This is a genomic window from Pseudomonas sp. 18-147 (assembly GCF_051048045.1).
Classification (GTDB): domain Bacteria; phylum Pseudomonadota; class Gammaproteobacteria; order Pseudomonadales; family Pseudomonadaceae; genus Pseudomonas; species Pseudomonas aeruginosa.
In genome coordinates, this window is sequence record NZ_CP182296.1 from 5,821,053 (window position 1) to 5,833,489 (window position 12,437).

Below are 12,437 nucleotides of genomic sequence, written 5' to 3' on the forward strand. Positions count from 1 at the left end.
ATGGCCGAAAGCGTCTTTGCCGAGCGCATCGTGCAGAACCTGCTCGATACCGATTTCTACAAGCTGACCATGATGCAGGCGGTGCTGCACAACTACCCCAACGCCGAAGTGGAGTGGGAATTCCGCTGCCGCAACGCCGAGGACCTGCGTCCGTACCTGGCGGAGATCCGCTACCAGATCGAGCGCCTCGCCGAAGTCGAGGTAACCGCCGACCAGCTCGCCTTCCTCGAACGCATCCCGTTCATGAAGCCGGACTTCATCCGCTTCCTCAGCCTGTTCCGCTTCAACCTGCGCTACGTGCACACCGGCATCGAGGATGGCCAACTGGCAATCCGCCTGCGCGGCCCATGGCTGCACGTGATCCTCTTCGAGGTGCCGCTGCTGGCCATCGTCAGCGAGGTGCGCAACCGTTATCGCTACCGCGAGGTGGTCCTGGAACAGGTCGGCGAGCAGCTCTATCGCAAGCTCGACTGGCTCTCCGCCCAGGCCAGCAGCGAGGAACTCGCGGAATTCCAGGTCGCCGACTTCGGCACCCGCCGGCGCTTCTCCTACCGCACCCAGGAGGAAGTGGTGCATATCCTCAAGCGCGACTTCCCCGGGCGCTTCGTCGGCACCAGCAACGTGCACCTGGCCCGCGAGTACGATCTCAAGCCGATCGGCACCATGGCCCACGAATGGCTGATGGCCCATCAGCAACTCGGCCCGCGGCTGGTCGACAGCCAGCAAGCGGCGCTGGACTGCTGGGTCCGCGAGTACCGCGGACAGCTCGGCATAGCCCTGACCGACTGCATTACCATGGATGCCTTCCTCGACGACTTCGACCTGTACTTCGCCAAGCTCTTCGACGGCCTGCGCCACGATTCGGGCGACCCGCTGGCCTGGGCGGAGAAAGCCATCGCCCACTACCGCCGCCTGGGTATCGACCCGCTGAGCAAGACCCTGGTGTTCTCCGACGGGCTGGACATGCCCAAGGCGTTGCAGCTGTTCCGCGCGCTACGTGGCAAGATCAACGTCAGCTTCGGCATCGGCACCAACCTGACCTGCGACATCCCGGGGGTCGAGCCGATGAACATCGTCCTGAAGATGACGGCCTGCAACGGCCATCCGGTGGCGAAGATATCCGACGCCCCGGGCAAGACCCAATGCCGCGACGAGAACTTCGTCGCCTACCTCCGCCACGTCTTCAACGTGCCGGCCTAATCCTTTCGCACCTAACGGGAGCCCGAACATGCAACAGATCCAACGCGACATCGCCCAAGCCCTGCAGGTCCAGCCGCCGTTCCAGTCGGAGGCCGACGTGCAGGCGCAGATCGCCCGGCGCATCGCCTTCATCCAGCAGTGCCTGAAGGATTCCGGGCTGAAGACCCTGGTGCTGGGGATCAGCGGCGGCGTCGACTCGCTCACCGCCGGCCTGCTGGCCCAGCGCGCCGTCGAGCAACTGCGCGAGCAGACCGGCGACCAGGCCTACCGCTTCATCGCCGTGCGCCTGCCCTACCAGGTGCAGCAGGACGAGGCCGATGCCCAGGCCTCGCTGGCGACCATCCGCGCCGACGAAGAGCAGACCGTCAACATCGGTCCGTCGGTGAAAGCCCTGGCGGAACAGCTGGAAGCCCTGGAAGGACTCGAGCCGGCGAAGAGCGACTTCGTCATCGGCAATATCAAGGCGCGCATCCGCATGGTCGCCCAGTACGCCATCGCCGGCGCCCGCGGCGGCCTGGTGATCGGCACCGACCATGCTGCCGAGGCGGTCATGGGGTTCTTCACCAAGTTCGGCGACGGCGCCTGCGACCTGGCTCCGCTCAGCGGCCTGGCCAAGCATCAGGTACGCGCCCTCGCCCGCGCCCTCGGCGCTCCGGAGAACCTGGTGGAGAAGATCCCCACCGCCGACCTCGAGGACCTGCGCCCCGGCCATCCGGACGAGGCTTCCCACGGCGTCACCTATGCCGAGATCGACGCCTTCCTGCACGGCCAGCCGCTGCGCGAGGAAGCTGCGCGGGTGATCGTCGACACCTACCACAAGACCCAGCACAAGCGCGAACTGCCGAAGGCGCCCTGAGCCTCCCGGTCCGTGCGGCAGGCCCGTCGTCGACGGGCCTTTGTCGCGGGCGGGAATGTGCCTGTCGCAACCAGGTCTTCAAGTCCGCGCGGCGGCGCGCTAGAAGGAAGCTGTATCCCTGCGAAGGCCAGCCATGCGCACCCGTCTCCCCGCCCTGCTCCTCGGTGTCCTGCTGGCCGGCCAGGCCTGCGGACACACATCCCCGCTGCTCGCGCCGGTACGGCAGATCCACGCCTTCGGCGACAGCTATTCGGACAACGGCGAAAGCCAGCGACTGACCCGCGAGATGCTCGCCAAGGGCATCGCCGGCGCCCAGGCATTGCCCGGCGAAGTCTACTGGCAGGGCCGCTGGAGCAACGGCCCGACCGCCGTCGAGGTACTCGCCCGCCAGCTCGGCGCACAACTGGCCGACCATGCGGTGGGCGGCGCCAAGAGCGGAGCGGACAACTACTACGGCTGGATGAGCGCCTACCGCCATACCGGCCTCGCCGGCCAGGTCGACGCCTACCTCGCCACGCTGGACGGCAAGCCGGTCGATGGCCAGGCGCTGCACTTCATCTTCGTCTCCGCCAACGATTTCTTCGAGCACGAGGATTTCGCCGGCGAGCAGCCCCTGGAACAACTGGCCGGCAGCAGCGTGGCGAACATCCGCGCCGCGGTGCAGCGTCTCGGAGAGGCCGGCGCACGACGCTTCCTGGTGGTCAGTTCGACCGACCTGAGCGTGGTCCCGGCGGTGGTCGCCGGTAACCGGGTCGAGCGGGCGCAGCGCTACCTGCAGGCAGTCAACGCCAGCCTGCCGATCCAGCTCGCTGCCCTGCGCAAGACCCGCGGCCTGGAGCTGAGCTGGTTCGACCATCTCACCTTCAGCCGCCACTTGCGGCGCAACCCGGCGCGCTATGGCCTGGTGGAGCTGGACGCGCCCTGCCAGCCGACCCAGCCCAGCGTCCGCCCGGCCTGCGCCAACCCGGACCAGTACTACTTCTGGGACGAGTGGCATCCGACCCGGCGCGTGCACCAACTGGCCGGCGAGGCGATGGCGGCACGCTACGCGCGCTGAGCCCGGCGCGCGCCCATGAAAAAGCCCGGCAGCGGCCGGGCTTTTTCATGCAGCGGATCGCTCGCGCATCACTTCAGGGTCAGGGTGCCCTTCATCAGCGCGGAGTGGCCCGGGAAGGTGCAGAAGAACATGTACTGCTCGCCTTCCTTCAGCTTGGAGACGTCGAAGGTCACCGAGTCCTTCTCGCCCGAGCCGATCAGCTTGGTGTGGGCGATGACGCGGCTGTCGTCGGGCTTCAGGTAATCCTTGTCCAGGCCGGAAGCCATGCCGTCGGTGACCACGCCCTGCATGTCGGCGGCGGTGCTCAGTACCCAGTTGTGGCCCATGACGTTCTTCGGCAGGTTGCCGGGGTGGGACAGGTTGACGGTGAACTGCTTGCAGCTCTTGTCGACGGTGATGGCATTGGTGTTGAACTGCATCTGGTCGTTACCCTGGATGTCCACCGAGCACTCGGCAGCCAGCAGCGGCGCACTGAGCAGGGACAGCAGGGATACCGCAGCGAGTTTACGTAGCATGGAGCAGCCTCCTAGGCAGGTTGGGCGATGAATCCTGAAAGAGCAGACTGCCCGATCGGGCACCGAGTTCCACTGATTCAGGTCAAACCCGAACCGGACGTGGCGGGGCATCGAGCGGGATCTGCCCGGCGTTTACTACGGGGAACTCCTGTTTTAGCACAGATGTGCCGCTTCGCGCCTGCGACGCAACGTCCGGCAACGCTTCGCACGGCTTGGTCGAAGCGCTCCCAGCCGCTACCCTGTGCGCCTTTTTCCACCCCCGACAGGAGTCGATCATGACCTTGCGTTCCGTCTGCGTATTCTGTGGCGCCAGCCCCGGCGCTTCCCCGGTCTACCAGGAAGCCGCCGTGGCCCTCGGCCGGCACCTGGCCGAGCGCGGCCTGACCCTGGTCTACGGTGGCGGCGCGGTCGGTCTGATGGGCACCGTGGCGGACGCCGCATTGGCCGCCGGCGGCGAAGTGATCGGGATCATCCCGCAGAGCCTGCAGGAGGCCGAGATCGGCCACAAGGGCCTGACCCGCCTGGAAGTGGTAGACGGCATGCACGCGCGCAAGGCACGCATGGCCGAACTGGCCGGCGCCTTCATCGCCCTGCCTGGCGGGCTCGGCACCCTGGAAGAGCTGTTCGAGGTCTGGACCTGGGGCCAACTGGGCTACCACGCCAAGCCGCTGGGCCTGCTCGAAGTGAACGGTTTCTACGACCCGCTGCTGACTTTCCTCGACCACCTGGTCGACGAACGTTTCGTCCGCGCCGAACACCGCGGCATGCTGCAGCGCGGCGCCAGCCCGGAGGCGCTGCTCGATGCCCTCGCCGCCTGGACGCCGAGCGTGGCGCCGAAGTGGGTCGACCGCACCCCGCAGTGATCCGCTCCTCTCTCAGGACGGCGGCAGCAGGCTCAGCGGGTCGAGCGGCCGGCCGTTCTGGCGGATCTCGAAGTACAGCTGCACCCGGTCGGCATCCGAGGAACCGGCCTCGGCGATCTTCTGGCCCTTGCCGACCATCTGCCCCTCCTTCACCAGCAAGCGGCTGTTGTGCGCGTAGGTGCTGGTGTACGAGGTACCGTGCTGGATGATCACCAGGTTGCCGTAGCCACGCATGTTGTTCACCGCGAACACCACCTTGCCGGCCAGCGAGGCCTGCACCGGCTGGCCCAGGGTGCCAGCGATGCGGATGCCCTTGTTGAGCTTGTCGGAACTGGAGAAGCGGCGGATCACCGGCCCCTTCATCGGCCACTGCCAGCCGCGCAGGGTCACCGACGGCGGCGGAGGCGGCGGCTTGCGCGCACGGGTGTTAGACGAAGAGCGGCTACTGGCGACGTAGGTCGACTTGCGCCCGTCGAAGCGCACCACCTGGCCGACCTTGACCGCGTAGGGCGGGCGGATGCCGTTGGCGCGCGCCAGGTCCTTGTAGTTCCAGCCGTGCCGGGTGGCGATCGAATAGAGGGTGTCGCCGCGCTTGACGCGATACTCGCCGCGCACGACCTTCGGCACCGACGCCCCCGGGCCGGGAGCCTTGGAGCTGCACGCGGATACCGCCAGCAGGACGGCGATCAAGAGCAATCTGAAGAACACACGGAATCCTTTTCCCGATGAAACCCGGCCGGCTGCGGCGACGGTTGCAGGCCCGCACTATACCTTGTTCGCCGGGGTGCCCGTTGGACTCGCCGATGGCCCGTTTTCTCCGCGCGGCCCGCCACCCGGTCCGCGCACAAACGCCAACGCCCCGCAGGACGGGGCGTCGGTGCCGAGCGGGAAACGTCAGGCGCCGGCGGACTGCTGCACGATCACCGTCTGCGCCGGCATCGGTGCCGGGAAGTCGGCGCCGAGGGCGTCCTTGATCACCTTGTTGGTATCGAAATAGACCTGCCAGTAATGGTCGTTGTGGCAATACGGGCGCACCGCCAGCACCGGCCCGACCAGGTTGAACTCGAGGATCTCCACGTCCACCGGCGGCTCGCCGAGCACGTTGGGAATCGCCGCGACGCGCTGCTTGAGCAGGGCGATGGCCGCCTGGTAGTCGGCGGCACCGGAAAGCTGCGCCTTCAACTCGACCCGGCGGAACGGGTTGTGGGTGAAGTTCTGGATGTTGTCGCCGAATATCTTGTTGTTGCCGACCATGGTCAGCACGTTGTCCGGAGTGTTGATCGCCGTGGTGAACAGGCCGATCTCCTTGACCGTGCCGGTCACTCCGCCGGCGCAGATGAAGTCGCCGACCTTGAACGGCCGCAGGACGATGATGAAGCCGCCGGCCGCCAGGTTCGCCAGCAATCCCGACCAGGCCATGCCGATGGCCAGGCCGACCGCCGCGATCAGCGCCGCCAGGCTGGTGGTCTGGATGCCGAAGAAACCGAGGATGCCCACCACCAGCAGCACGTTCAGGGTCACCGTGATGAACGAACCCACGTAGCGCAGCACGGTGGGATCGACCTTTTGCCGCTCGAGGGATTTCTGCACCATGCCGACGGCGAAGCCGATCAGCCAGCGGCCAATCACCCAGAAGGCGATGGCCGCGAGAATCTTGATGCCGAAGGCGAAGGCGTACTGGGACACCGTCGCCCAGAGCGCGTTGATCTTCTCGGTACCTACGTTGACGATCGTCGTGTCATCCATATCGCTCACCGTGCGCAAGGAAGGAGTCTGGCTCCGTACGAGAACCGCCCCTGGCACCGGAAAGGCAGGCTCCGGCCCTTGGCCCGACAACGTCCGTAGCGGATTCTGGAAAAGCTAGCACGGCGCCGCGAATTTGCCGGAGCACCGCTTCGTTGTCCCCAAACGGCGTGGGCGAGGCTGTGGACAACCTGGGTGAAAAGGTCCGGGAGTCCCGGGCAGCAGGGCCTCCGCGGGACCGATCACTTTTTGATCAGCCGGCTGTTTCCTGTAGCGGCAGCACCGTCACCCGCACCTCCGGGTCATGGCTACCGCCACCGAGGATCACCCCGCGCAACGGCGACACATCGGAAAAATCCCGCCCCCAGGCCAGGGTGATGTGCTCCAGGTCGGGCAACAGGTCGTTGGTCGGGTCGAAATCCACCCAGCCGTTCTCCGGACAATACAGCGAGACCCAGGCATGCGAGGCGTCGGCACCGATCAGTCGCGCCTGTCCGGGCGGCGGGCGGGTCAGCAGGTAGCCGCTGACGTAGCGCGCCGCCAGTCCGCGCGCGCGCAGGCAGGCGAGCATCAGGTGGGCGAAGTCCTGGCAGACCCCGCGACGGCGCTCCAGCACTTCGTCCAGCGGCGTCGCCACCTGGGTGGCCTGCGCATCGAAGGCGAACTCGCGGAAGATCTTCTCCATCAGTGCCGCTGCCGCCACCAGCAACGGCCGTCCGGGCGGGAAGCAGTCGGCGGCGAACTCGGCGAATCGCCGCTGGATGCGCACATAGGGCGACTCGACGCGATAGCGGCAGGCTTCCAGCTCGGCGGCGGACAGCGCCCGCCCGGAAAATGCCAGCCCGGCGGCGACGGTTTCCCATGCCGGCGACGCGGTCAGTTGCGCCGGCGCATGGGCGAACACTTCGACCTGCAGTCGCGCGCTGACCCGCAGCGCCTCGTGGGGACGCTCGAAGGCCAGCCGGCTCAGCGGATTGCCGAATGCGTCGTGGCCATCCTCGCGCCGGCTCGGCCCCGGCTCGATCAGCAGTGCCCGCTCATGACAGGCCTGCCAGGCGCATTCGCGTGGCCAGAGATGCGCCAGTTGCCGCGACAGCGAGACCGGCGTCGCATAGCGGTAATGGGTGTCGTGCAGCACCTGGTAGCGGGCGCCCTGGAGCGGAACGGAGCGAAGCGCGGGTGCGGACATCAGGTGGATACCGTTCTCTGGCTGACATCGTCGACATGGGCGAAATAGCGCAAGCCTAGCCGATCGGAGACCTGTCCGGCGCAGGCGGCGATGTCGCGCAGCAGTCGCGCCAGCCCGACGAGCACCTCGTCGAGTCCTGCCGCGCCGAACAGCGGGCTTTCCAGGGCCGCCAGATCGAAGCTGCGCAGGCGTTCGCCCAGGGTCCTGAGTTCCCGCTCGCGTGGCGCGCCGAACTCCTCGTGCAGGCGCTCCAGCGAACGCTCCAGGGCCTGCAACTGGAAGCGCAGCGAGTGCGGGTTCTGCTCGTGCAACAGGAGCAGGTCGAGCACCGGGACCAGCTGCGGCGACGCCAGGTAGCGCGAGCGGTAGGTGATGCCGCTGTTACCCAGCTCCAGCAGCCACTCCAGCGCGCCGGCGTCCCAGGCGCTACCGCCGTCGAGGAAGGCGGCGATGCTCTCGGCGAAGAAGCGCACGCGCTCGATGCGCCGGCCGATCATCAGGAAACGCCAGCCGTCGTCGCGGGTCATGTCGTCGAGGGCGAAACCGGACAACGCGGCCAGGGACATCACTAGCCGGTTGAGGAAGTCCAGCGCTTCGCCGAGGTCGGTGCGTGCCGGATCGAGCGCCTGCATGTCGCGTTGCAGCTCCAGCAAGGCCAGCCAGTTCTCCCCGGACAAGCGCCCGCGCACCTGCGCCGCCGCCCAGTGCAGGCGCCGCAGGTTGGCGCACAGGCTCGCCGGCCAGTGCTCGTCGAGCAACGCCCGCAACAGGCACCTTTCCAACGGCTCGCCATCCCCGGGCAGCAGGCCGATGCCGCCGGCCAGGGCCAGGGCGCTGCGCAACGCCTCTTCGTCGCCATCGGCATCCACGTAGCGCGACAGCACCACCCGCAACAGGCGCGCATGGTCGTCGCAACGCTCGGCATAGCGGCCGTACCAGAACAGGTTCTCCACCACCCGCGACGGCAGGTAGGGGTCTTCGCGGACCAGGTCGCGCACGCCGAGCCGGCGCGGTCGCAACGGCTCGCCGCCGACTGCTCGCTCGGCCAGCACCCAGGTGTCCTTGCTCGCCCCGCCGCGCTGCATCGACACCACTTCGGCGTCCGCCGCCGAGGCTACGCGGGTCAGACCGCCGGGCATCACCCAGTAGCGTCCGTCGGCGGCGGCGACGGCGAACACGCGCATGCCGATGGCCCGCGACTGCAGGCCGACGCCGGCCTCGCCGTCGCGCCAGACCGGCGCCTGGGACAACTGCGCCAGGCGTTGCGCCACGTAGGCCTGCGGGCGCTCGCGCAAGCGCTCGCCGAGGGATGCCAGGCCGGCACCGTCGAGGGCGTGGCCGAACAGCGGTTCGCAGCGCTGGCCGGGAAAGGCCGGCTTGATCACCAGGTCGGGCAGTGCCGCGAGTATCGCCTCGAGGGCCTGCGGCTCGCCGCACCAGCGGGTGTCGAGCGAGGGCAGCGCCAACTCCTCGCCCAGCAGGCGGCGACAGGCCTGCGGCAGGAAGCCGAGCAGGCCGGGCGATTCCAGCACCCCGCTGCCCAACGCGTTGGCCACCAGTACGCGCCCCTGGCGTACCGCCTCGAGCAGGCCGGGAATGCCCAGCGCCGAGTCGGTACGCAATTCCAGCGGGTCGCAGAAGTCGTCATCGAGGCGCCGCAATACCGCGTGCACCCGTTTCAGGCCGCCGAGGGTCTTGAGATAGAGGGTGGCGTCGCGCACCGTCAGGTCGTGCCCCTCGACCAGCGGGAAACCGAGCTGGCGCGCCAGGTAGAGATGCTCGAAGTAGGTTTCGTTGAAACGTCCGGGAGTCAGCAGCACCACCAGCGGCGTCTCGCCGTCGCCGGCGGCCTGGCTGGCGAGGGTCTCCTGCAGGGTGCGGAAATACCCGGCGAGATGCTGCACGCGCAGGTCGCGATAGAGTTCCGGCAAGGCCCGCGAGACGATCTGCCGGTTCTCCAGCGCATAGCCCGCGCCGGACGGCGCCTGGGTGCGGTCGGCGAGGACCTGCCAGCGTCCGTCGGCATCGCGCGCCAGGTCGACGGCATAGCTGTGCAGGAAGATCCCGCCGGGCGGCCGGATGCCGAGCGCCGGCCAGAGGAAGTTCGGATGGCCGAAGACCAGTTCGCTGGGCAGCAGCCCTTCGGCGAGCAGACGCTGGTCGCCGTACAGGTCGGCCAGCAGCGCATTGAGCAGCCGAGCACGCTGCGCCACACCAGCGGCGATCGGCTGCCACTCGGCGGCGGACAGCAGGTTCGGCAGAAGGTCCAGCGCCCAGGGGCGGTCGGTGCCCTTGGGATCGGCGTAAACGTTGTAGGTGACGCCGTTCTCCTGGATCTGCCGTTCCACCAGGGCCTGGCGCTGGCGCAATTGCTCAGGGCTGCTGCGCTCCAGTTGGCGGAACAGCCGCTGCCAATGGGGACGCACGCCGCCCTGGCGATCGAGCAACTCGTGGTAGGCCGTATCGGTGAACGGATAGTGGGCAAGCAGCTCGGGCATCGAAGGCTCGCGGGGCTGGGGTTGCGGTCACTGTAGCGGAGTCGGCGGCGCGACGCCGGAGCGAAGCGACGAGGCGTTGCCGGGTCCGCCACGACGGTTCTTCGTGAAGACCGGGATGCCCCGGAAGCGCAAGACTTGTGCCAGCGCCGTCAGGCCCGGGCGGCCAGGAGGTCGTGCCGCGGCAATGCACTGCGACGGTGCGCGACCGCAGGCAAGGTTGCAGCCGCGCACGCTTTGCGGGCGGCAGGGCCGCCCCGGCGATCAGCGCGGGATGTTCGGCTGGCGCGACTTCTTCTTGCCCTTGGCGAAGGCCGTCGCCTTGTTCTGCTGACCCTTGCTCCACGGCTTACCACCGTCGCTGGCGCGTGGCGGCAGGCCGGTATGCTGGGTCAGCAGCTTGCCGGCCTTCTTGCTGCCGGCCGGCGTCGAGTTCTTCCGCCGGGCGCTCTGGTATTCGCCGGTATCCGGCTGGTAGGTCGGGACCAGGTGGTGCTTGCCATTGCCGATCAGGTCGGCGCGCCCCATCCGCTCCAGCGCCTCGCGCAGCAGCGGCCAGCCTTTCGGGTCGTGGTAGCGCAGGAAGGCCTTGTGCAGGCGCCGCTGCTGGTCGCTCTTGACGATGGTCACGCCATCGCTCTTGTAGGTGACCTTGCGCAGCGGGTTCTTGCCCGAGTGATACATAGCGGTGGCAGTGGCCATCGGCGAAGGATAGAACGCCTGGACCTGGTCGGCGCGGAAGCCGTTGCGCTTGAGCCACAGGGCCAGGTTCATCATGTCTTCGTCGGTGGTCCCGGGATGGGCGGCGATGAAGTACGGGATCAGGTACTGCTCCTTGCCGGCTTCCTTCGAGAACTTCTCGAACATCTGCTTGAAGCGGTCGTAGGTGCCGATCCCCGGCTTCATCATCTTGTCCAGCGGACCGCGCTCGGTGTGCTCCGGGGCGATCTTCAGGTAGCCGCCGACGTGGTGGGTCACCAGTTCCTTGACGTACTCGGGCGACTCGACGGCGAGGTCGTAGCGCAGGCCGGAGGCGATCAGGATCTTCTTCACCCCCGGCAGCGCCCGGGCCTTGCGGTACAGCTCGATCAGCGAGCTGTGGTCGGTATCGAGGTTCTCGCAGATGCCGGGGAACACGCAGGATGGCTTGCGGCAGTGCCGCTCGATGTCCGGGCTCTTGCAGGCGATGCGGTACATGTTCGCCGTCGGTCCGCCAAGGTCGGAGACCACGCCGGTGAAGCCGGGCACCTTGTCGCGCATCTCCTCGATCTCGCGGATGATCGAGTCGTGCGAGCGGTTCTGGATGATCCGTCCCTCATGCTCGGTGATCGAGCAGAAGGTGCAGCCGCCGAAGCAGCCACGCATGATGTTCACCGAGAAGCGGATCATCTCGTAGGCGGGAATCTTCGCCTTGCCGTAGGCCGGGTGCGGCACGCGGGCATAGGGCATGCCGAACACGTAGTCCATTTCCTCGGTGCTCATCGGAATGGGCGGCGGGTTGAACCAGACATCCACTTCGCCGTGCTTCTGCACCAGGGCACGGGCGTTGCCCGGGTTGGTCTCCAGGTGCAGCACGCGGTTGGCGTGGGCATAGAGCACCGGGTCGTTGCGCACCTTCTCGAAAGACGGCAGGCGGATCACGGTCTTCTCCCGGGTCAGCCTGGGGTTCGCCAGCAACTGCACGACCTTGGCTTCCTGCGGGTCCTCCTGCGCGCCCTTTTCCTGCTCGATGGCGCAGGCGGCGGTGTCCTGGGTGTTCACGTAGGGATTGATGATCTTGTCGATCTTGCCCGGCCGGTCGATCCGCGTGGAATCGATCTCGAACCAGCCCTCCGGGGTGTCGCGACGGACGAAGGCGGTGCCGCGCACGTCGGTGATCGCGCTCACCAGTTCGCCCTGGGCCAGGCGCTGGGCGATTTCCACCACCGCACGCTCGGCGTTGCCGTAGAGCAGGATGTCGGCCGTGGCGTCCATCAGGATCGAGCGGCGGACCTTGTCCTGCCAGTAGTCGTAATGGGCGATGCGCCGCAACGAGGCCTCGATCCCGCCGAGGATCACCGGCACATGGCTGTAGGCCTCCTTGCAGCGCTGGCTATAGACCAGGCTGGCGCGGTCCGGGCGCTTGCCGGCCAGGCCGCCGGGGGTGTAAGCGTCGTCGGAACGGACCTTCTTGTCCGCGGTATAGCGGTTGATCATCGAGTCCATGTTGCCGGCCGCCACGCCGAAGAACAGGTTCGGCTCGCCGAGCTTCATGAAGTCGTCCTTCGACTGCCAGTCCGGCTGGGCGATGATGCCGACGCGGAACCCCTGGGCCTCCAGCAGGCGGCCGATGATGGCCATGCCGAAGGACGGGTGGTCGACGTAGGCATCGCCGGTGACGATGATGATGTCGCAGGAGTCCCAGCCGAGCTGATCCATCTCTTCCCTACTCATAGGCAGGAAGGGCGCCGGACCGAAACACTCGGCCCAGTACTTGGGATAGTCGAACAGCGGCTTGGCGGCTTGCATCACGGGCACCA

At 67.6% G+C, this 12,437-nt stretch carries 10 protein-coding genes; 4 read left to right on the forward strand and 6 right to left on the reverse strand.

Annotated features, from left to right (window positions below):
* The 3 genes from pncB to choE all read left to right on the forward strand — a co-directional run bounded on the left by pncB (nucleotide 1) and on the right by choE (nucleotide 3,113).
* The gene (pncB, locus tag ACM0M4_RS27605) at nucleotides 1-1,200 is read left to right on the forward strand and encodes a nicotinate phosphoribosyltransferase (RefSeq protein ID WP_003099996.1); all 1,200 of its coding nucleotides are present in this window, start codon (nucleotides 1-3) and stop codon (nucleotides 1,198-1,200) included.
* Between the two features lie 28 nt (nucleotides 1,201-1,228).
* A complete protein-coding gene (gene nadE, locus ACM0M4_RS27610) occupies nucleotides 1,229-2,056 on the forward strand; it encodes an ammonia-dependent NAD(+) synthetase (RefSeq protein WP_003099998.1) in 828 nt (275 codons plus the stop codon).
* A 133-nt stretch (nucleotides 2,057-2,189) separates the two neighbouring features.
* Nucleotides 2,190-3,113 carry a cholinesterase ChoE gene (gene choE / locus ACM0M4_RS27615; RefSeq protein ID WP_003100000.1) on the forward strand — a complete coding sequence of 308 codons (924 nt, stop codon included), beginning with the start codon at nucleotides 2,190-2,192 and terminating at the stop codon, nucleotides 3,111-3,113.
* Nucleotides 3,114-3,181: 68 nt separating this feature from the next.
* Here the strand turns inward: choE and azu are convergent, their stop codons facing one another.
* Nucleotides 3,182-3,628 carry an azurin gene (gene azu / locus ACM0M4_RS27620; protein ID WP_003095591.1) on the reverse strand — a complete coding sequence of 149 codons (447 nt, stop codon included), beginning with the start codon at nucleotides 3,626-3,628 and terminating at the stop codon, nucleotides 3,182-3,184.
* Nucleotides 3,629-3,903: 275 nt separating this feature from the next.
* Here azu and ACM0M4_RS27625 point away from each other — a divergent pair, with 275 nt between their 5' ends.
* Nucleotides 3,904-4,491 (forward strand): TIGR00730 family Rossman fold protein, encoded by a 588-nt coding sequence (locus ACM0M4_RS27625; RefSeq protein WP_003161293.1) that lies wholly within the window; start codon nucleotides 3,904-3,906, stop codon nucleotides 4,489-4,491.
* Between the two features lie 12 nt (nucleotides 4,492-4,503).
* Here ACM0M4_RS27625 and ACM0M4_RS27630 read toward each other — a convergent pair whose 3' ends face one another.
* The 5 genes from ACM0M4_RS27630 to ACM0M4_RS27650 all read right to left on the reverse strand — a co-directional run bounded on the left by ACM0M4_RS27630 (nucleotide 4,504) and on the right by ACM0M4_RS27650 (nucleotide 12,426).
* Entirely contained in the window at nucleotides 4,504-5,199 is a 696-nt protein-coding gene (locus tag ACM0M4_RS27630; RefSeq protein WP_003112288.1) for a peptidoglycan DD-metalloendopeptidase family protein, read from the reverse strand.
* Between the two features lie 186 nt (nucleotides 5,200-5,385).
* The gene (locus ACM0M4_RS27635; protein ID WP_003095599.1) at nucleotides 5,386-6,237 is read right to left on the reverse strand and encodes a mechanosensitive ion channel family protein; all 852 of its coding nucleotides are present in this window, start codon (nucleotides 6,235-6,237) and stop codon (nucleotides 5,386-5,388) included.
* A gap of 250 nt (nucleotides 6,238-6,487) precedes the next feature.
* Nucleotides 6,488-7,423 (reverse strand): transglutaminase family protein, encoded by a 936-nt coding sequence (locus ACM0M4_RS27640; RefSeq protein ID WP_003100003.1) that lies wholly within the window; start codon nucleotides 7,421-7,423, stop codon nucleotides 6,488-6,490.
* Nucleotides 7,423-9,921, reverse strand: coding sequence for a circularly permuted type 2 ATP-grasp protein (locus ACM0M4_RS27645; RefSeq protein ID WP_023110464.1), 2,499 nt, complete (start codon nucleotides 9,919-9,921; stop codon nucleotides 7,423-7,425). The genes ACM0M4_RS27640 and ACM0M4_RS27645 overlap by 1 nt, the downstream gene beginning before the upstream one ends.
* A 261-nt stretch (nucleotides 9,922-10,182) precedes the next feature.
* Nucleotides 10,183-12,426, reverse strand: a complete 2,244-nt coding sequence (locus ACM0M4_RS27650) for a YgiQ family radical SAM protein (protein WP_003100007.1) — start codon at nucleotides 12,424-12,426, stop codon at nucleotides 10,183-10,185.
* Nucleotides 12,427-12,437 lie beyond the last annotated feature (11 nt).